At 59.4% G+C, this 17,740-nt stretch carries 16 protein-coding genes; 11 read left to right on the top strand and 5 right to left on the bottom strand.

Annotated elements, in window-relative coordinates; translation table 11 throughout:
- Positions 1-67: 67 nt before the first annotated feature.
- Positions 68-2,074, bottom strand: coding sequence for a methyl-accepting chemotaxis protein (locus DBR30_RS12900; protein WP_108541953.1), 2,007 nt, complete (start codon positions 2,072-2,074; stop codon positions 68-70).
- Positions 2,075-2,278: 204 nt separating this feature from the next.
- The gene (locus DBR30_RS12895; protein WP_021229327.1) at positions 2,279-3,574 is read right to left on the bottom strand and encodes an amino acid permease; all 1,296 of its coding nucleotides are present in this window, start codon (positions 3,572-3,574) and stop codon (positions 2,279-2,281) included.
- A 251-nt stretch (positions 3,575-3,825) separates the two neighbouring features.
- Here DBR30_RS12895 and DBR30_RS12890 point away from each other — a divergent pair, with 251 nt between their 5' ends.
- From DBR30_RS12890 to DBR30_RS12865, 6 genes are all read left to right on the top strand, one after another.
- Complete coding sequence (locus DBR30_RS12890; protein ID WP_005344164.1) at positions 3,826-4,209, top strand: Rid family detoxifying hydrolase; 384 nt, start codon at positions 3,826-3,828, stop codon at positions 4,207-4,209.
- A gap of 22 nt (positions 4,210-4,231) precedes the next feature.
- Positions 4,232-5,521: an L-cysteine desulfidase family protein gene (locus DBR30_RS12885; protein ID WP_108541954.1), complete on the top strand. Its 1,290-nt coding sequence runs from the start codon at positions 4,232-4,234 to the stop codon at positions 5,519-5,521.
- Positions 5,522-5,585: 64 nt separating this feature from the next.
- Complete coding sequence (locus DBR30_RS12880) at positions 5,586-6,239, top strand: helix-turn-helix transcriptional regulator (protein WP_005334376.1); 654 nt, start codon at positions 5,586-5,588, stop codon at positions 6,237-6,239.
- 154 nt (positions 6,240-6,393) lie between these two features.
- Positions 6,394-6,981 (top strand): histidine phosphatase family protein, encoded by a 588-nt coding sequence (locus DBR30_RS12875; RefSeq protein WP_108541955.1) that lies wholly within the window; start codon positions 6,394-6,396, stop codon positions 6,979-6,981.
- 150 nt (positions 6,982-7,131) lie between these two features.
- Positions 7,132-8,325 (top strand): enoyl-ACP reductase FabV, encoded by a 1,194-nt coding sequence (gene fabV, locus DBR30_RS12870; RefSeq protein ID WP_108541956.1) that lies wholly within the window; start codon positions 7,132-7,134, stop codon positions 8,323-8,325.
- A 162-nt stretch (positions 8,326-8,487) separates the two neighbouring features.
- Positions 8,488-9,963: a YfcC family protein gene (locus DBR30_RS12865; RefSeq protein WP_108541957.1), complete on the top strand. Its 1,476-nt coding sequence runs from the start codon at positions 8,488-8,490 to the stop codon at positions 9,961-9,963.
- 65 nt (positions 9,964-10,028) lie between these two features.
- Here the strand turns inward: DBR30_RS12865 and DBR30_RS12860 are convergent, their stop codons facing one another.
- The gene (locus tag DBR30_RS12860) at positions 10,029-11,243 is read right to left on the bottom strand and encodes a pyridoxal phosphate-dependent aminotransferase (protein ID WP_005334367.1); all 1,215 of its coding nucleotides are present in this window, start codon (positions 11,241-11,243) and stop codon (positions 10,029-10,031) included.
- A gap of 381 nt (positions 11,244-11,624) precedes the next feature.
- Here DBR30_RS12860 and DBR30_RS12855 point away from each other — a divergent pair, with 381 nt between their 5' ends.
- Positions 11,625-11,837, top strand: a complete 213-nt coding sequence (locus DBR30_RS12855; RefSeq protein ID WP_005334366.1) for a DUF1653 domain-containing protein — start codon at positions 11,625-11,627, stop codon at positions 11,835-11,837.
- A 270-nt stretch (positions 11,838-12,107) separates the two neighbouring features.
- Positions 12,108-12,797: an aquaporin Z gene (gene aqpZ, locus DBR30_RS12850; RefSeq protein WP_005334357.1), complete on the top strand. Its 690-nt coding sequence runs from the start codon at positions 12,108-12,110 to the stop codon at positions 12,795-12,797.
- Between the two features lie 92 nt (positions 12,798-12,889).
- Here the strand turns inward: aqpZ and DBR30_RS12845 are convergent, their stop codons facing one another.
- The gene (locus tag DBR30_RS12845; RefSeq protein WP_375061768.1) at positions 12,890-13,639 is read right to left on the bottom strand and encodes a lytic transglycosylase domain-containing protein; all 750 of its coding nucleotides are present in this window, start codon (positions 13,637-13,639) and stop codon (positions 12,890-12,892) included.
- Between the two features lie 328 nt (positions 13,640-13,967).
- On the opposite strand from DBR30_RS12845, the gene DBR30_RS12840 reads away from it, so the two are divergent.
- On the top strand, positions 13,968-14,408 hold the full coding sequence (locus DBR30_RS12840) for a GNAT family N-acetyltransferase (protein ID WP_041980377.1): 441 nt from the start codon (positions 13,968-13,970) through the stop codon (positions 14,406-14,408).
- A 5-nt stretch (positions 14,409-14,413) separates the two neighbouring features.
- On the opposite strand, the gene DBR30_RS12835 is transcribed toward DBR30_RS12840, so the two are convergent.
- A complete protein-coding gene (locus tag DBR30_RS12835; protein ID WP_181363571.1) occupies positions 14,414-14,956 on the bottom strand; it encodes a DUF1439 domain-containing protein in 543 nt (180 codons plus the stop codon).
- Positions 14,957-15,053: 97 nt separating this feature from the next.
- Between DBR30_RS12835 and cls the strand changes: the two genes are divergently transcribed.
- Both cls and DBR30_RS12825 read left to right on the top strand, forming a co-directional pair.
- Positions 15,054-16,535, top strand: a complete 1,482-nt coding sequence (gene cls / locus DBR30_RS12830; RefSeq protein WP_005361740.1) for a cardiolipin synthase — start codon at positions 15,054-15,056, stop codon at positions 16,533-16,535.
- Positions 16,536-16,642: 107 nt separating this feature from the next.
- The coding region (locus DBR30_RS12825; RefSeq protein ID WP_108588376.1) for a DUF945 family protein at positions 16,643-17,740 on the top strand (1,098 nt) is incomplete at its 3' end.

The following is a 17,740-nucleotide window of genomic DNA, read 5'->3' as shown; positions in this document are numbered from 1 at the left end:
CGTTGTGGGCAGGCGTGAGGTCGGGGTAATGCCGGGCTCATATTGAGCCCGGCTTGTCAGCGTTCTGTTACAGCATGAAGCTCTGTACCATGGCGCGCAGCTGTTCGGTGAGCTGGTGGATCTGGCGGGCGGCATCGCGGGCGGCGTTGGCCACTTGCAACGCCTCGTCGCTGCCATCGGAGATACGCACCACGTTGCGTTCGATCTCGTTGACCACGGCGCCCTGCTGCTCGATGGCGCTGGCGATGATGGCGTTGGTATCGACCATTCGATCCACCTTCTCGGTGATGGCGCCGAAAGCCTGTTTTGCCTCCTGCGCCAGCCCGACCCCCTCCTGCGCTTCATGGCTGGCCGCCGACATGGCGGTGACCGAGGCGCGGGCACCGGATTGCAGCTGTTCAATCATCTGCTGGATCTCGACGGTAGCCCCCTGGGTGCGGTTGGCAAGAGATCGCACCTCGTCGGCCACCACCGCAAAGCCGCGTCCCTGTTCTCCCGCCCGGGCCGCTTCGATCGCGGCGTTGAGGGCCAGCAGGTTGGTCTGTTCGGCGATGCCACGGATCACGCTGATGACGCCGCCAATCTGGCTGCACTGCTGCTCCAGCTGGCCTATGGTGTCGGCGGTACGCAGCACCTCACGGTTGATATGGTCGATTGCCTTGATGGTGCGCTCCACCACATCCTCGCCCTGACCGACCACGTTCTGCGCCTCCTGGGTCATGCGGGCCGCTTGCAGGGCATTGCCTGCCATGTCTTGTGAGGTGGTGGCCAGCTCCTTGATGGCGGTGGCGACCTGATGGGTCTCCCCTTGCTGATCGGCAATCACCTCCTGCGAGCGGCAGGTGCGCGCTTCGATCTCGGTAGCGCTTTCCACCACGGTGACGCCATTTTCACGCACTCGCAGCATCAGGGTGCGCAGGGTCTCGAGGGTCACATTGTAATCCCGGCTGATGGCGGCCAGCTCATCCTGACCGACAATCTCGATATGCTGGCTGAGATCCTGGGCGTTGACCCGGGCGGCGATATCACGCACCCGCCCTACGGTGTCGCGCAGGGAGAGATAGGCACCGATCATCAGGTAGAGGTAGAGCTGCAAGCTGACGGTCAGCGGCGCGGTGACCCACCAGAAGTGGCGTTGGTTGGCGGCCAGCCGCTGACGCAAGTCGGCCTCCAGCCGCTGGCGTACCTGGCCTGCCAGTGCGGTGATGGCCTCGTCCATCTTATCCCCCAGCGCTTGCACCTCCTTGGTGGAGAGCTGCACCAGCTGATCCTTCATCATCTTGTTTTCCATGGTCTCGACCCCCTGACGCACCAGCTGTATCAGAGCATCGGTCTGCTGACCCAGCTCGGCGCGGTAGGCCGGTTCGATTTGGTAGAGCAGGGTCAGATCAGCCTCCAGCTCCTGCAGGGTGGCGCTGATCAGGTCAAGACGAAAACGCAGGCCGCTGTAGCCCTCTGCCTGAAACAGGCCGAAGTCGGCGATGGTGGCGGCGCGATCCCGCACCTGGGCCAGCAGGTCACGCAGTTGCGGCAACCGCTCGCTGGCGAGGATCACCATGTAGTAGGTACCGAGCGCCGGATCCTGGATCAGACTGCTGGCGGCGGTAATGTGCTTGTAGAGGTGGCGCACCTCGGTCAGCAGCTTGTCGTGGCGCAGGTTGCTCTGCTCCACTTCCAGCTTGCCCGCTTCACTCTGCAAGGCGGCCCAGCCCTGCTGGATCACCTCAAAGGAGGGGTTGTTCTGGCGGGTGTCGGCAAAGGCCTGCAGGCTCTGCTCCACCGCTTGTGCCGCTGCCTTGAGCTGATCGTCACCGACCGGATCCACCTCATAGGCGTGGCGGGTCATCAGATTGCGATGGGTGAGCAGGGCCTGTTCGATGGCGGGAATAGGGGCGAGATTGATCACGCCAGCCAGCTCCCGGTTGGCCTGCGCGTTGTCATCCTGCAGCCGCCCCAGCAGATTGGTCATGCTGTAGGCCAGTGGCAGCAGCATCAGGCAGGACCAGAGCAGGAATTTGTATTTGAAGGAGAGCTGATTGCCCAGCCGGATGGCGGGGTTGAAAATCCATTTCATGTTAAGCCTCGATACCTGAGTGCGGGCGTGAGTCGTGTTGCCTGAATAGTACTCCGAGCGGCCTCCCTTGGGTGATGGCCGGTTGCAAGTTGTGATCCCCTTGGCTTTTTACTTCCGGGCGGGAGCGCCGTCAGCCGAGCCAATAGAAAACGGGCCACCCGAAGGTGACCCGTGGCCGATAAGGGACTATCCGCTTGCAACCGATCAGTTGAACGCCAGGAAGGGCGAGACGCAGAGCAGCAGGCCGGTGACGATGATGATGTAGAGGGAGGTGCCCTTGTACTTGTGCAGTGCCGGTACCTGATAGACCAGATAGGCCGGGATGAGACAACCCACCATGCCGAAGATGGGGCTGCAGATAGAGGTGAAGCTCAGTACCGGTGCGTTGAGCACGATGGCCCCCCAGGAGAGCATGACGGTAAAGACCATGATCCCCTTGCCTACCAATCCTTTGTTGATGCGGTTTTCCGGTAGAACCCGGCGCAGCAGGTTCATCGCCAGACCCTGACAGGCTTCACGGAAACCGAGGTAAACGCCGAAGTAGGCGGTCATCACCGCGAAGATGTTGAGGGTGAGGCTCAGGAGCTTGAGGGTCTGGCCGGGCATCCCCTGGGCCACCATGGCCAGCGCAGAGATGTTCTCTTCGGAGGCTTTGACCGCCTGATCGTGGCCCATGGCAAGGGTAAAGGAGACCGCGTAGAAGAACACCACCACGAACAGGATGCCGAAGGCGATATTCATGGCGCGCATCGCCTTGAAGCGGGCCACTTCCAGCGACTTTTCCCGCGAGCGATAGGAGATCACCATGGGGCTCAGGCTCTGGATAAAGAGGATGGAGGTGAGGGTAAAGGGGAGCATGATGATGGCATCCTTCATCCAGTCTCCGGCTGCGGGCATGGCGGTGATGTTGGCTGCATCCCACTTGTCCACCATCATCAGGCCGAGCACGGCCACCACGCTGATCTTGGTCAGCACCATAAAGGTGGAGATCTTGAACAGCAGGTTTTCGCCGCGCGAGGCCAGTGCCACCAGACCGCAGATCAGCACCAGACCGTAGAGCGGGTTTTCGGAGAGCAGGCCGTCGGTGACGCCGAAGCTCTGCAGGAAGGAGGCGCTGTCATTGGTGATGGCGGTGGAGTAGACGAAGACCCAGATCACCAGCATCACGAAGTAGAGGGCACCAAGCAGCACACCCCAGTTCTTGCCAAGGTAGCCGGTGATGACGCTGGGGTAATCCTTGCATTCGGGCGAGGTGGCCAGGGTGTTGATAAAGAGGCGCTGGAACATATACATGGCCGGATAGCCTATTACTGCCGAGAGCAGAAAGACCCATAAGCCCATCAGACCCACCTGTACCGGCAGGAAGACGATCCCCGCGCCGATGGCCATGCCGATGCTCATGATGATCCAGCCCCAGTCGGTGCTGTCGAAGCGAACCGCTTCTTTCCATTCCAGCGTGCCCATCACGGGGCTGGCGAGTGTAGTACTATGCGCGTCCATTAAAACCTTCTTTTTTGTAGGGATGTGGGAAAGCGGCGCAAATATAGTTGAATAAAACTGTCATAAACAATGCCCATAAGAGTACTTTTGTTCAAATCAGGATGGTGATCACGGTTTATATTGAGGCCGAAAGGTGCCTTTAAACGCCATTTTTGTATCTTTTTGTTGAATGGATAAAATAAAAAGCAAATAATGTTGAACGGAATGAGATTCATGATTGCAAAAAAAATTGCACAAATAGGAGTGGCTATATGAAACGCATCATCACGGCAGCAGCGGCACCTGACGCTATCGGTCCCTACAGCCACGGCACTGCCTATGGCGACCTTATCTTTACCTCCGGTCAGTTGCCGGTCTGCAAGCAGCAGGGTGGTGTGGTGGAAGGGGGGATTGCCGCTCAGACCCGCCAGTCACTGGAAAACCTGAAATCCGTGCTGGAAGCCGCGGGCGGCTCGCTGGATACCGTGCTCAAAACCACCTGCTACCTCGCCGAGATCAGCGATTTTGCCGCGTTCAACGAGGTCTATAAAGCCTATTTCCAGAAAGATTGTCCGGCGCGCAGCTGCTTCGCAGTGAAGGATCTGCCGATGGGCGTCAAGGTTGAAGTGGAAGCGATCGCCCATATCGCTCGTTAATGCTGATAAAAAGGTTCAAGTGATGAAACAAGCGTGGCAGCAGTATCTGCAGATTATTCAACAGGTTGTCAAACCAGCGCTGGGTTGTACCGAGCCAATTGCCGCCGCCTATGCCGCGGCTGTCGCCGCCCGGCAATTGGGCTGTGAGCCCGGTCGCCTCGAGGTTGCGGTGTCGGACAACCTCTATAAAAACTCGATGGGTGTTTATGTGCCGGGCACCGGCAAGATCGGTCTGGCCATTGCGGCCGCGGCCGGTGCTATCGGCGGCAACGCCGATGCTGGGCTGGAGGTGCTGGCCGCGATCCAGCCAGAACAGGTGGATCGTGCCCAGCAGCTGATCGATGCCAGCAAGGTGCAGGTGAGCCGCACCGCCGCCCCCGAGTTTATCTTCTGCCGCGTGACCGTTTATGGCACTGATGACAAGGGTGAAGAGCACAGCGCCGAAGTGACCCTGTGCGGCGGTCATACCCGCATCGTCGAGCAGCGCCGCGATGGTGAAGTGACCTTCACCGCCGATCAGAGCCAGGGCGGCGCCACCGGTTCCATCTGCGATGGCGTCGATATCAGCATCGCCGCCATCTACGAGTTCGCCACCCGGGTGGAGTTCGAGCAGATCAGGTTCATCCTCAAAGCTTCCGAGCTCAACGGCAAGCTCTCTGCCGAGGGGATGAATAACCCCTATGGCCTGGAGATTGGCCGCACCATGCAGCAGAACATCAATGCCGGTCTTATCGGCGAGGATGTGATGAACCGCATCGTGATGATGACGGCGGCCGCCTCCGATGCCCGCATGGGGGGCGCGACCCTGCCAGCCATGAGCAACTTCGGCAGCGGCAACCAGGGTATTGCCGCCACCATTCCGGTGATGGTGATTGCCGAGCGCTTTGCGGCCAGCGAAGAGCAGCTGGCTCGCGCCCTCATCATGAGCCATCTGGGCGCCATCTATATCAAGTCCCACTATCCGCCGCTGTCGGCCTTCTGTGGCAATACCGTGACCAGCGCGGCCGCCTCCATGGCCATGGTCTATCTGGCGGGCGGCAGCTTCGAGCAATCCTGCTTCGCCATCCAGAATGTACTGAGCGACAGTGCCGGCATGGTGTGCGACGGGGCGAAGGCCTCCTGCGCCATGAAGGTGAGTACCTCCTCCGGCGCGGCGGTGCGCGGCTTCCTGATGGCCCTCAACAGTCACTCGGTGTCGGGGCAGGGGATCGTCGCCGGCGACGTGGATCAGACCATCCGCAACGTCGGCCAGATGGTGAAGGAGGGCATGTCTGCCACAGACAGCACCATTATTGATATCATGTCCGCCTGATGTCCCTGTCGGTTGCTGCCCGGCGTCCATTGTCCGGCAGCAACCCTTGCAAGAAGGTCCCATTGTGAAGCTGCAAGAGTTGAGTCCGAGCGATTTTGAGATCCTCAAGTCGATGGAGAACATAGTGGATGGCATCGCCGCCATGTATGGTCAGCACACCGAAGTGCTGCTCCACAGTCTGGATGCGCGCAATCCCTCGATCGTCAAGATTGCCAACGGCCATATCACCGGCCGCAGTGTCGGCGCCCCCATCACCAACCTGGCGATGATGAAGCTCAAGAGCGGGCAGGATATCTCCAGCCCCTACATGACCAAGTGCGCCACCGGCAAGACCCTGCGCTCCATCACGACCGTGATCCGCAACGGGGAGCACAGGGCCATCGGCTTGCTCTGTATCAACAGCGACATGGATGCCCCGTTGCAATCCGTGCTGCGCACCATGATGCCGGAGTGCATGCATCCCCACGAGAGCCATGCCACCCCGGAGGTGTTCGCCCGCAACATCGACGAAGCGCTCAACAGCACCATCGACACCGTCAGTGCCGAGGTGCGTGGCAACGAGGCGGTGCCTCCCTCCCAGAAGACGCGGGTTATCGTCAATCAGCTGCACGACATGGGGATCTTCGAGTTAAAAGACAGTGCCCAGATTGCGGCGCGCCAGCTCGGTATTTCGGTCCACTCCATCTACCGCTATCTGCGGGAGATCAAGAAGGGCTGAGCCGGTTCACTCGGGCCAAATTGGCAGCAAACGGGTCAGCCCTGACCCGTTTTTTACGCCCGTTTTAGCCTCTCTGTTTGGGCCATCCTTCGGGCTCATCTGCTATCATCTTCCCCCTTTATTTTTCTATCTCTCTGAACGTGCTGGAGAAATCATGTCTCGACTCATCTATCTGCTGCGCCATGGCCAGACCCGCTTCAATGCCGAGCAGCGTCTGCAGGGGCGTTGCAACTCCGAGCTGACCGACAAGGGTGAGGCGCAAGCCATCGCCATGGGGCGGCGCCTTGCCGCCGAACTGGCGGATCCTGCCCGCTGGACCGTCTATGCCAGCCCGCTCGGTCGCGCCCGTCAGACTGCGCTGCTGGTGTGCGAGCAGTTGGGACTGTCAACTGATCGCATCATCTGGGACGATCGGTTGATGGAGCTGGGGATGGGGGAGTGGGAGAGCTGCCAGATCCCGGTGCTGCGGCTCGCTCATCCCGAGCTCGATACCGGCAAAGGGGACTGGTATCTGCAGGCACCGGGGGCCGAGAGCTTCGAGAGCATTCAGCGCCGGGCACACCAATGGTTGCAGGATCCCGCGCTCGCCGAGCGGGCCATCGTCATCTCCCACGGTCTGCTCGGTGCCATGCTGCGTGGCGTCTATGCCGATCTCGACTATGAGGCGACCTGGTCACAGGAGTTGCCGCAAGATGCCTTCTATAAGCTGCAGGATGGCCATATCACCCGCATTGCCTGCTAGTTGCCGTGAGGTGGCACCATGGCATGGACCATGATTGCCATCTTCGGATGCCCATTTTTGCCGCAGTTCAACACATCAGAGCACCTTATCGCGGCAAGATGAGGTATCTTATGCCCCGATTTCATCCATTAAACGGATCCGAGACCCCATATGATCATCAAACCCAAGGTTCGCGGCTTTATCTGCACCACCACTCATCCGGTCGGTTGTGAAGCCAATGTTCGTCGCCAGATCGCTTATACCAAGGCCAAGGGCACCATCGAGAATGGTCCCAAGAAGGTGCTGGTGATCGGCGCTTCTACCGGTTATGGCCTGGCCTCCCGGATTGCGGCTGCCTTCGGTAGCGGTGCAGCCACCCTCGGCGTCTTCTTTGAAAAGGCGGGCACCGAGTCCAAGACCGGTACCGCTGGCTGGTACAACTCTGCCGCCTTCGACAAGGCAGCCAAAGAGGCGGGCCTCTACGCCAAGAGCGTCAACGGCGATGCCTTCTCCAACGAGTGCCGCGCCAAGGTGATCGAGCTTATCAAGCAGGATCTGGGTCAGATTGATCTGGTTGTCTACTCCCTGGCCTCTCCGGTGCGCAAGATGCCGGAAACCGGCGAAGTGGTGCGCTCTGCCCTCAAACCGATCGGTGAGGTCTACACCACCACCGCCATCGATACCAACAAGGACCAGATCATCACCGCCACCGTCGAGCCGGCGAACGAGGAAGAGATCCAGAACACCATCACAGTGATGGGCGGTCAGGATTGGGAGCTGTGGATGGCTGCCCTGCGTGATGCCGGCGTGCTGGCTGACGGCGCCAAGTCCGTGGCCTACTCCTACATCGGTACCGATCTGACCTGGCCAATCTACTGGCATGGCACTCTGGGCCGCGCCAAGGAAGATCTGGACCGCGCCGCCACCGCCATCCGTGGCGATCTGGCAGCCAAGGGCGGCACCGCTCACGTGGCCGTGCTCAAATCCGTTGTGACTCAAGCCTCTTCTGCCATTCCGGTGATGCCGCTCTATATCTCCATGGCCTTCAAGATCATGAAGGAGAAGGGCATTCACGAGGGCTGTATGGAGCAGGTGGATCGCATGATGCGCACCCGTCTCTACGCGTCCGACATGGCGCTGGACGATCAGGCTCGCATCCGCATGGATGACTGGGAACTGCGCGAAGATGTGCAGCAGACCTGCCGCGACCTGTGGCCATCCATCACCAGCGAAAACCTCTCCGAATTGACCGATTACACCGGCTACAAGCAGGAGTTCCTGCGCCTGTTCGGTTTCGGTCTGGACGAGGTCGATTACGATGCGGATGTAAATCCGGACGTGAAATTCGACGTGGTCGAGCTCTGAGTCTGACTCAAGTGAAAACAGGGCCCCGCGGGGCCCTGTTTTTTTGGCAAACATTCCGCTAATTTGCGGAATTTTATTATCAGCGATCACCTTTTTCCCATATCAAACCCGCTAGTCTTGCGCTGATCGGATCACAGACGGCATTGCCGAGGTACGGAAGCTATGACCACTCCAAACGAGGCGCCCAAGAAACGCCAACTTCCCACAGTTTATACCCTGCTTTTCATCATCATCGCGCTGATGGCCGCCCTCACCTGGGTGCTGCCAGCGGGTAAATATGACTATGTCACCGCCAAGACCCAGCAGCCGGTTGCGGCAGCGGCCGTGGCCGATTACAGCGGCGACGAGCGGCTGTTGCCGGTGCCTGGCAGCTACACCGAGTTACCCGCCCACCCGCAAGGAGTGTTCGAGGTGCTCAAGGCTCCCATTCAGGGCTTTCACAAGGCGGCCGACGTGGCGCTGTTCGTGCTCATCATCGGCGGTTTTCTGGCGGTGACCATGCAGAGCGGTGCGCTCGATGCCGGTGTAGGCGCTATCGTGCGCGGCTTTGCTGGGCGCGAGCGGCTGCTTATTCCCGTGCTGATCGCCCTGTTTGCCCTTGGCGGCTCCACCTTCGGCATGGCGGAAGAGACGGTTGCCTTCTGGGCACTGATCGTGCCGGTGATGATGGCGGCGGGCTTTGATCGCATGGTGGCGGCGGGGATTATCCTGCTTGGCTCCGGGGTCGGGGTGCTCGCCTCCACCGTCAACCCGTTTGCCACCGGCATTGCCTCCGGTTTTGCCGGTATCCCCATCGGTGAGGGGATTGGCCTGCGGGTCATCCAGTGGCTGCTGCTGGTGATCTTCGCCTCCTGGTTCGTGATGCGTTACGCCAAGCAGGTGCAGCAGGACAAGTCCCGCTCCGTGCTGGCCGACATCGTCTATGACGACGAGTTCTCCCAGATGAAGAGCGGCAACCTCGCCTTCACCGGCAAGCAGAAGCTCACCATGCTGGTGTTCTTCGGCACCTTCCTGCTTATGATCTATGCGGTGGTGCCCTGGTCGGATTTGGGGATCGATGCGCTGCCCACCTTTGGCTGGTGGTTTGACGAGCTCTCCACCCTCTTCTTCAGCGCCTCCATTCTGATTGCGCTGATCAACCGGATGCCGGAGTCCAACTATGTGGCGACCTTCCTGAGCGGCGCTCGGGATCTCATCGGGGTAGCGCTGGTGGTGGCGGTGGCGCGCGGCATCTATGTGGTGATGGAGCAGGGCGTCATCATCGACACCATTTTGCATTGGGCTGAAGGGCTGGTGACCGGACTCTCCTCGTCGGTCTTCATCCTGATGGCCTATCTGGTGCACATCATCCTGAGCTTCTTCATCCCCTCCACCTCGGGGCTGGCGACTGTCTCCATGCCGCTGATGGGGCCGCTGGCGGACTTTTCCGGTATCTCCCGGGATCTGGTTATCACCGCCTATCAGTCCGCCTCCGGCTGGATCAACCTGTTTGCCCCCACTGCCGCCCATCTGGTGGCGGGTCTGGCGCTCGCCAAGATCCCCTACGATCGCTTCGTGCGCTGGGTGCTGCCCTTTATCATCGGGGTGGCTCTCATCACCATGGCGGTACTGGTGGCCGGTGCCCTGTTGCACGGCTGATGGTGCGGATAGAAAACGACAGATGACAAAAAGGCTCCCGCGGGAGCCTTTTTCATGAGCCTTGCTTACTGCTTGTAGCCCTTGAGGAAGCGGGCGAGGCGGCCGATGGCATCCTCCAGCTCCTCTTCCCGGGGCAGGAACACCAGCCGGAAGTGATCCGGCGCTGGCCAGTTGAAGCCGGTGCCCTGTACCAGCAGCAGTTTCTCTTGCTGCAGCAGATCGAACACCATCTTCTGGTCGTCGCGGATGTCATACACCTTGGGGTCGAGGCGCGGGAACATGTAGAGCGCCCCCTTGGGCTTGACGCAGGAGACCCCCGGGATCTCGTTCAAGAGCTCCCATGCCTTGTCCCGCTGCTTGCGCAGGCGGCCGCCCGGCAGGATCAGCTCGTTGATGCTCTGGTAGCCGCCAAGCGCAGTCTGGATGGCGTGCTGCATCGGCACGTTGGCACACAGCCGCATGGAGGCCAGCATCTCCAGCCCTTCAATGTAACCGCGGGCACGGCCTTTGGGGCCGGTGATGACCATCCAGCCCTGACGGAAGCCGCAGGCGCGGTATGCCTTGGAGAGGCCGTTGAAGGTCACCACCATCACATCGTCACACAGGGTGCAAACGCTGGTGTGGGAGATGTCGTCATAGAGGATCTTGTCGTAGATCTCGTCGGCGAAAATGATGAGGTTGTGCTGGCGGGCGATCTCGATCACCTCCAGCAGGAACTCGCTGCCGTAGACGGCGCCGGTCGGGTTGTTGGGGTTGATCAGCACCAGGCCGCGGGTGCGCGGGGTGATGCGGGCACGGATGTCATCGAGATCCGGATACCAGTCAGCCCCTTCGTCGCAACGGTAGTGCACCGCATGGCCACCGGAGAGGGTGACGGCGGCGGTCCACAGCGGGTAGTCGGGGGAGGGTACCAGCATCTCGTCGCCGTTGTTGAGCAGCGCCTGCATCGCCATCACGATGAGCTCGCTGGCGCCATTGCCGATGTAGATGTCGTCGATATCGACCTTGCGCATCCCTTTTTGCTGGTAGTACTGCATCACCGCTTTACGGGCAGAGAAGAGCCCCTTGGAGTCGCAGTAGCCCTGGCTCAGCGGCATGTTGAGGATCACATCCTTGATGATCTCTTCCGGCGCATCAAAGCCGAACGGGGCCGGGTTGCCGATGTTGAGCTTGAGAATGCGGTGGCCTTCGTCTTCGAGACGGCGAGCCTCTTTATGCACCGGGCCGCGGATGTCATAGCAGACATCGTCGAGCTTGTGCGACTTGTCGATTGTGAACATGGTGACAGTGATTCCTTCCCCACAGGGACGCGTTGGCGAAAAAGGCGATTTTTAGTATCAAATTTCTTTTCCCCTATTCTTCACAGAATTGAATGCTAGAACAATCCTCTTTTTAGAAGAATTCCCTGATTTTTAGCCCTGAAACAGGGTTGCTAGAACGTTAAATTCAGCACGATCTTTGGTGCTAACCAAGGTTAACTAGTGAAACATGGGGAACGAATTAACAAAGCTGCCTGACTGTGTTGCAATATCAGGATCCTGTGGCACGATTGGCTTGTGTAAAAAATCGTCTTCGTCCCCCTTTTCGATGAGTTGAATGGCACTCATGGTGTCATCTTTATGTGGTTCGCTCATCGGCGTTCACTTCTGCGAGGTTTTCCCATGCAAGCACCCGTTCCAGGCCGCTATCGTCACTTCAAGGGGGGTTACTATCAAGTGCTTGCCCTGGCTTTGCATACCGAAACCCAGGAGCAGCTGGTAATTTATCAATCCGAGCAGGATGGTCAGGTCTATGCCCGTCCCGTCGCCATGTTTATGGAGTGGATTGAGCATCAGGGGCAGGTTGTCAGCCGTTTTGCCCCTGCAGGAGACTGACCACGCCTCCGTTTTTATCGTTCAAGGGATGAGCACTCGAGCTAAATGGTGTCACAAGTTGTCGCATGACGCCCTTGGGTATGAGATGTGCAGCCAGCTGTCTTAATGATAAATCCCTTATCTAATCAACTAATTGTGACAAACATCACATTCAGTGAGCTCTGCCTGCCGGGTTCGCAATCTGGATTCACACTCCCATAATGCTGCGCTTGTTCAAGCATGGGCCCTTCTCGGGTCTTGTTCGGTGTTATCTCAAATGGGAGAAATAATGTGAAACCTGTTGCTGCTGAGTTTATGGGCACTTTCTGGCTGGTATTGGGCGGGTGCGGCAGTGCCGTGCTGGCTGCTGCCTTCCCTCACGTCGGGATTGGTCTGCTGGGGGTCTCGCTGGCTTTCGGTCTGACCGTGCTGACCATGGCGTTTGCCATCGGCCATATCTCCGGTTGCCACCTCAATCCGGCCGTGACCGTAGGTTTGTGGGCGGGTGGTCGTTTTCCTGCATCCGGTGTACTGCCTTATATCGTGGCGCAAGTGCTGGGTGGCATTGCCGCTGCTGCCGTGCTTTACGTGATTGCCAGCGGTCAGGCCGGGTTTGATCTCTCTGCCGGTTTTGCTTCCAACGGCTACGGTGAGCACTCTCCGGGTGGTTACAGTCTGACTGCCGCACTGGTGTGCGAAATGGTGATGACCGGTTTCTTCCTGTTCGTCATCATGGGCGCCACCGATAGCCGTGCGCCTGCCGGTTTCGCGCCGATCGCCATCGGTCTGTGCCTGACCCTGATCCACCTCGTCAGCATTCCGGTGACCAATACCTCGGTCAACCCGGCCCGCAGTACCGGTGTTGCGCTGTTTGTCGGTGACTGGGCTATCAGCCAGCTGTGGCTGTTCTGGGTTGCCCCGATTGTCGGTGCCATTCTGGGTGCGCTGGCTTATCGCCTGGTGGCGACTGAGCAGAAGTAATCATTTGCGAAACAAAGTGTGGTATCGACACGCCTGCGGGCGTGTTTTTTGTTTCTGTAGGGGCAAGAAAAGAGCATTAACTGAGGCTAACCTCAGAGCCCTTTGGCCTGCAGCATCTCTTTGTAGCGCAGGTGGAGGAGCTGGACGCGCTCCACATAGGCACGGGTTTCCGCATAGGGCGGGATACCGCCATGTTTTTGTACGGCGCCCGCGCCGGCGTTGTAGGCCGCGGTCGCCAGCGCCACGTTGCCATCATATTGCTTGAGCAGTCCCGCCAGGTATTTCACCCCGCCGAAGATATTCTGCTCCGCCAGCAAGGCATTGCCGACCCCCAACTCCCGCGCCGTGGCGGGCATCAGCTGGGTCAGCCCCATCGCCCCCTTGCGGGAGACCGCCAACGGATTGAAAGCGGATTCCGCATGGATCAGCGCCCGGATCAGCGCCGGCTCAACCTGATAGGTTTTGGCGGCCGCCTTGATGGTGCTGGCATAGTCATAGAGAAACAGCCCTGTGGTCTGCCAGTTGACGCTGGATTTGGGGTCGCAGGCGAAGCAGTCGTTGAACAGCAGCAGCTCGTAATGGCCCTGTTCGGGCGCCATGTCGGAGTAGCGAACCACCCCGTTTTGTTGCACCGATTTATAGACCTGGATCTGCTTCTTGCCGTTGGTGGCGACTACCGCTGTTTGAGCGGTGTCGGGTTGTGAGGCGGGAGTGGCATCTTTGCTCGGACGCAAGGGGGAGGGAGCTGTGGTCAGGAAGATCACCTCCGCGGGGGGGGGAGTCTGGCTCCATCCGCTCAGGGGGATCAACAACATATGGCCTGCCAGCATCCATGCTTTCAACCCTAATACTCCTTCTTGTGATGACCATGTTGAGTAAAGCATCATGACGAGGGCAGAACAAGCTGCCAACAGGGGGCAAATGATCCGATTCGGTGACCGGGATCAAAGTATCCGCCGCAATAAAGGATTGTCATCATAAAGCACGGTTTTGGTAGTCGGGCGGTGGGTCATGGCCTCTTCCACCGGGTAAGCAAGCTGCCCACGACGTCCGCTTTTTTGTTGACGAAAGGCATGCTATCGTGCTGGCGTCATGTGGTCGGATTAGCGCACCGTATCTGGCACTAATAACTGATTATCAAAGGATTTGTCTGTGACAAGCAAGCTGGCGATGGAACTCACTTTCGAAGAGTACTGCGACGCCGACCTCTCCCTTATCAGGGACTATTACGAGACGACGTTTTCCCACTATGTGCCGGATCTGGCCGAGCGGATCTTTGTCGTGCGTGATGCTCACTGGCTGGTGGGGGCGGTACGGTTGCGGGACGAGGAGGAGTTTTACCATCTGTGCGGCTTTCGCCTGTTGCCCCACTACCAGTCGCTGGGATTGGGGTCACGGCTGCTGCAGCACGCCTGTCACGGTCTGTTGGACAAACCTGTGGTCTGTCAGGCGCTGCCCTTCGAGAAGCCTTTCTATCTCAAGGCCGGGTTTGCCGATATGCCCCTCAATCAATTGAGCGGGTCGCTTTTCTCCCTCTACGAGCGGCAGCAGCAGCAGGGGTATCAGGTGGAGCTGCTGGTACGGGATACCACCCAGCCCCTCCTGAATTGAGCGGTTTAGCGGGGTTTGGTCAGCAGGTGGATCTTGCCCGGTGACAGCTCCAGCCCCAGCAGATTCTCCTTCAGCCAGGCCTGATCCGGATCCTTGTCATTGAGTTTGTAGACCGGTTTGGTCTCGAGCCGCTTCTCCATGCTCTGCAGCAGCATGTTGAGCATCAGTCCGAACTTCTTCTCGGCCGCCTCCGGCTCCAGCTTGTACTCCACCAGCTTCATGTTATCGAGAAACAGCGCGCTCTGGCTCTTGTCATAGCGGGGCCTCGCCTCATAGGCCATCTGCAGGCGGGCGTCATATTCGGTATTGTCTGGCAGGGCGATTTTGAGCTTGCCCTTGCCATAGACCCGGGCGGTATCGGGGCGTTGGCGACCGATCTGTACATCGCTCTGCTCAAGCGTCACATGGGCCTTGATGATGCCCGGCAGCTCCAGCTGTTTGTCGACTTGCACCTGAGATTGCAGGTACTGGTTTATCTGTTGCTCATTGATGTCATATGAGCCTTGGCCTAGCATGGCCAGGCTGAGCAGCATAGATTGCAGGATCATGCGTGCGACCTGATAGAATGGATTTGCCTTACAGCATACCATCCCGGCCGGTTGGGGTCTGCCCACCGCGCTGTTTGTCGATTAGAAGGAGTCCCCGTTGTTTAACGGTCTGGAACACGATCTTCAACTGCTGTTTTCCCGTTTTCTGGGTTGGCTGCTACTGCTTTTTCATACCGTGATTGTTACCGGTGTGTCGTTTCGGGTGGTGATGAAACGCCGTCCCATCGGGGTGTCGCTGGCTTGGCTGGCGCTGATCTATGCCATTCCGTTTGCCGGGGTGGGCTTCTATGTGCTGTTTGGTGAAATAAAGCTGGGGCGCCGCCGTGCCGAGCGCGCCCAGGCCATGTATCGCCCTTACGCTATCTGGATCCGGCAACTGGCCCGTCTGTTCCCGCAACACTGCTGCGAAGTGGGTGCCAAGGCACAGCCGCTGCACGATCTCATCCAGGGACGGCTCGCCATGCCGATGCTCTCTGGCAACCGCATGACCTTGCTCAACAAGCCGGACTGGATCTTGCGCGAGATTGCCCAGGATATCCGTCGCTCGACGCTCTCCTGCTATCTGGAGTTCTATATCTGGCATCCGGGCGGCGATGCCGACGAGGTGTGCGAGGCGCTGATTGAAGTGGCGCAACGCGGCGTGGATTGTCGCTTGCTGCTCGATTCGGTGGGCAGTAAACAGTTCTTCCGCTCCCACTGGCCCAAAAAGCTGCGCAAGGCGGGGGTCAAGCTGGTGGAGGTGCTGCCGGTCGGCGCCTGGCGTATTCTGTTCCAGCGTCAGGATCTGCGGATGCACCGCAAGCTGGTGGTGATTGATGACAGGGTGGGTTACACCGGCTCCATGAACATGGTGGATCCCCGTTTCTTCAAACAGGATGCCGGGGTTGGCCAGTGGGTCGACATCATGATCCGGGTGCAGGGGCCCATGGTGCCGCTGATGTGGTCGATCTTCGTCTGGGACTGGGAGATGGAGACCGGCGAGCGGCTGCTCGACAGTCTGCAGCATGAGCCGGAAGCCTGGCCCCAGACCAACTACCGTGCCCAGCTGATCCCGTCCGGCCCCTTCGTCGGCGGCGACTGCATCCAGCAGAGCCTGCTGCTGGCCATCTATCAGGCCCGCAGCCATCTGGTGCTGACGACCCCTTACTTTGTACCCGACGATCCGCTGGCGGCCGCACTCAGCTCGGCGGCGGCGCGCGGAGTGCAGGTGCAGCTGGTGTTGCCGGCACGCAACGACTCCATCATGGCCAATTACGCCTGCAACGCCTTTATGGAGGAGCTGCTGGCGGCCGGGGTGGAGATCTACCGCTACGATGCCGGTCTGCTCCATACCAAGAGCGTGCTGGTGGATGATGACTTCGCTCTGGTGGGGACGGTCAATCTGGATCGGCGCAGCCTCTGGCTCAACTTCGAGGTGACCCTGCTGGTGGATAACCCCTCGTTCGTGGCCCAGATGACCCGGCTGGTACAGGGCTATATGGCAGAAGCCACCCCGATGACCCTGGCCCAATGGCAGGCCCGCCCCTGGTACAAGAAGGCGATGGAGAACATCTTCTATCTCTTCAGCCCCTTGCTGTGATGTTGTGGCGAGCCGCAAGAAAGTGGACTCGCCATCTGATTGGACTTGCCTAGCCCCGAGTCCGCCCCGTAGAGTGCAGTGACAACTCCCTGGAGACACATGGATATATGAAAAAGATAGTGGCCCTCGCCGTCGGTGCGGCACTGGTAGGTGGTGGTCTGGCTGCGTGCTGGTACACCGGCAACAGCTTCGACAACATCATGGCGGAGCAGATCGCCAAGGTAGAGCAAGAGACCGGTATCGACATGCAGTGGCAGCCGGGTAGCAGCAACCTCTTCACCCGTGACGGGGTCCTGAAGGTCGTGGTGACGCCGGAGGAGCTGGCTGCCATCGACAGCGAGCTGGAGGGCAGTCAGCCTATCGAGTTGCAACTGGTGGTCAAGAGCCAGATCCTGCCGCTATACATCAAGAGCCACTTCCTGCTCGATACCCATAATGGCACTCTGGCGCCAGTCTTTACCGCACTGGGCATGGAGCAGTGGGAACTCGGTCTGGAGTCGGTCACCAGTCTCTGGACCCAGGGTAACAGCAGCCGTTTCTGGGCCAATGAATTCAAGATCAAACAGGGGCTGGACGAGTTCAGCTTCCTGCCCCTGAGCGGCGAGTTCCACGGCAATCTGGAGGGGAATGGTCACCTCACCATGACCTGGCAGGGGATGACGGTCCATGAAGAGCAGAGCAAGATGGACTTGGTGCTGGCCGACCTGAAAGGGAGTGCCGACATTGCCGAGATCAGCGGTGTGCTCCTCTCGCCCCAGAGCGAGATGACCCTCTCGGCCCTCACGGTACAACTGCCTGACAGCGTCAAGGTCGCCCTGCAGGGGATGACAACCGAGACTCAGCTGACCGGTGATGATGCCCAGACCCTCTCCAGCAGCTATCAGATGAAAATTGCCAAGCTGGATCTGGAGAACGAGACCGACACCCTGGCGGTGACCGACAGCAAGTTGGCGCTCAACCTCAACGGTCTGGATCTGGAAGGGTATCAGGGGCTGCAGGCCGCCGGTGGCAAGGGGGTTGAAGATGCAGCCATCCAGCAGGCGCTGGACAAGATGCTCAAACGTGGTGCGACCCTGGAGCTGGCCGATCTCAGCGCCAAGCTCAACGGTGAGGCGGTGACCATGAAGGGGGACGTGAAGCTGGCCTCCACCTCGCTGGAGCAGCTGTTCAACAGCGACGCGGGCATGCAGGCCCTCTCCGGCGTG

It is taken from the genome of Aeromonas sp. HMWF017, assembly GCF_003061465.1.
Lineage (GTDB): Bacteria > Pseudomonadota > Gammaproteobacteria > Enterobacterales > Aeromonadaceae > Aeromonas > Aeromonas veronii.
The sequence above is the reverse complement of the archived record's forward strand: the minus strand, read 5'-3'. Positions and strand labels throughout refer to the sequence as shown.

Coding starts and splice junctions, on each gene's coding strand:
- DBR30_RS12865 (WP_108541957.1), top strand. CDS start 8,488: ATGACCACTCCAAACGAGGCGCCCAAGAAACGCCAACTTCCCACAGTT.
- DBR30_RS12875 (WP_108541955.1), top strand. CDS start 6,394: ATGTCTCGACTCATCTATCTGCTGCGCCATGGCCAGACCCGCTTCAAT.
- DBR30_RS12900 (WP_108541953.1), bottom strand. CDS start 2,074: ATGAAATGGATTTTCAACCCCGCCATCCGGCTGGGCAATCAGCTCTCC.
- DBR30_RS12890 (WP_005344164.1), top strand. CDS start 3,826: ATGAAACGCATCATCACGGCAGCAGCGGCACCTGACGCTATCGGTCCC.
- fabV (WP_108541956.1), top strand. CDS start 7,132: ATGATCATCAAACCCAAGGTTCGCGGCTTTATCTGCACCACCACTCAT.
- DBR30_RS12860 (WP_005334367.1), bottom strand. CDS start 11,243: ATGTTCACAATCGACAAGTCGCACAAGCTCGACGATGTCTGCTATGAC.
- DBR30_RS12840 (WP_041980377.1), top strand. CDS start 13,968: ATGGAACTCACTTTCGAAGAGTACTGCGACGCCGACCTCTCCCTTATC.
- DBR30_RS12855 (WP_005334366.1), top strand. CDS start 11,625: ATGCAAGCACCCGTTCCAGGCCGCTATCGTCACTTCAAGGGGGGTTAC.
- DBR30_RS12895 (WP_021229327.1), bottom strand. CDS start 3,574: ATGGACGCGCATAGTACTACACTCGCCAGCCCCGTGATGGGCACGCTG.
- DBR30_RS12885 (WP_108541954.1), top strand. CDS start 4,232: ATGAAACAAGCGTGGCAGCAGTATCTGCAGATTATTCAACAGGTTGTC.
- DBR30_RS12835 (WP_181363571.1), bottom strand. CDS start 14,956: ATGATCCTGCAATCTATGCTGCTCAGCCTGGCCATGCTAGGCCAAGGC.